We start from the raw sequence: 1221 nt of genomic DNA on the forward strand, positions 1-1221 counted from the left end.
GGGCGCAGGACCGCGCCAGGGCGGCCGCGTCGCCGCGTTGAGTCACACCGTCGGCCGCGAGCTGACCGGCATGATCGAGGGCGCTGAGGCACCGGCTGCGGTGCCGGAGTCCGTGGTGAACATCCCGGTCGGACGCCTCGTGGCATCCCACATCCTGAGCATGTCGACGGTCGGGCTGCTGCTCGCATTCGCCGCGATCGTGGTGGGCGTCTCGCAGGGCGTGACGTGGCTGCTGTTCGGCTTCGTGCCGGCGATCATCGGCTTCGGCGCCTACTGGGTGCGCTCCATCGTGCGGTCCCTGCGCTACTCGATCGCGCCGACGCCCGACGGCGTGCGGATCACGTTCGGACTCCTCACGACGATCACCGAGATCGTGCCGCCCGGACGCATCCACGCGGTCGAGGTGACACAGCCGATCCTGTGGCGCCCCGCCGGATGGTGGATGGTCCGCATCAACCGCCTGACCGGCCGCAGCGCCACCGACACGAACACCGACCAGTTCACGACGGTCCTCCCGGTGGGCACGATCGAGGATGTCGAGCGCGTGCTGCGGCTGCTGCAGCCCGGCGTGCCCGAGAGCGAGTGGGCGCTGATCGTGCAGCAGGGCATGGGCGGGCCCGGCGAGGACGACACCTTCACGAACTCGCCGCGCCGAGCGTGGTGGATCCGCCCGCTGTCGTGGCGTCGCAACGGCTTCCGGCTGATGCCGGACCTGCTCCTGCTGCGCCGGGGCATCCTGTGGCGCAAGCTCGCGATCGTGCCCCTCGCCCGCCTGCAGAGCTTCGGTCTCTACCAGGGCCCGCTCGACCGGATGACACGCGTCTCGAACGCACGCCCGCACGTCGTCACCGGTCCGGTGTACCCATACCTCGCCGCGATCGACCGCGACACCGCGCTCGAGCTCTTCGACGGCGTCGCCCGCGGAACGGTCCGCGCCGCCTCCGACGATCGCACGCACCGCTGGGCGGTGGCGACGGATGCCGAGCCCGCCGCTCCGTCCGCCTCCGCGGTGCACGCGGCGACCGAGGAGAACGGCGGGTGAGCCGGGAGGGACGCCTCGGAGTCGGCGTGATCGGCGCCGGACGCGTCGGTCCGGCCATCGGCGCCGCGCTCGCCGGGGCAGGGCATGCCCTGGTCGGCATCACCGCGGGCTCGGACCCTGACCGCGTCGAGGCGATCCTTCCCGATGCGCCGGTGCTCGACGTGACGGAGGTCGTGCGG

The 1221-nt window shown here is 72.5% G+C and carries 1 protein-coding gene and 1 pseudogene; both read left to right on the plus strand.

All coding sequences use genetic code 11. From position 1 onward, the window contains the following. Positions 1 to 1042 (plus strand): PH domain-containing protein (locus EIO58_RS18185; protein WP_164861878.1); only part of this gene is annotated, 1042 nt, incomplete at its 5' end. Further along, a pseudogene (locus EIO58_RS18190) lies at positions 1039 to 1221 on the plus strand (DUF2520 domain-containing protein); the annotation flags it as partial. The gene EIO58_RS18185 and the pseudogene EIO58_RS18190, both read left to right, overlap by 4 nt.

This window comes from Microbacterium sp. CPCC 204701, from assembly GCF_004010105.1.
GTDB lineage: Bacteria > Actinomycetota > Actinomycetes > Actinomycetales > Microbacteriaceae > Microbacterium.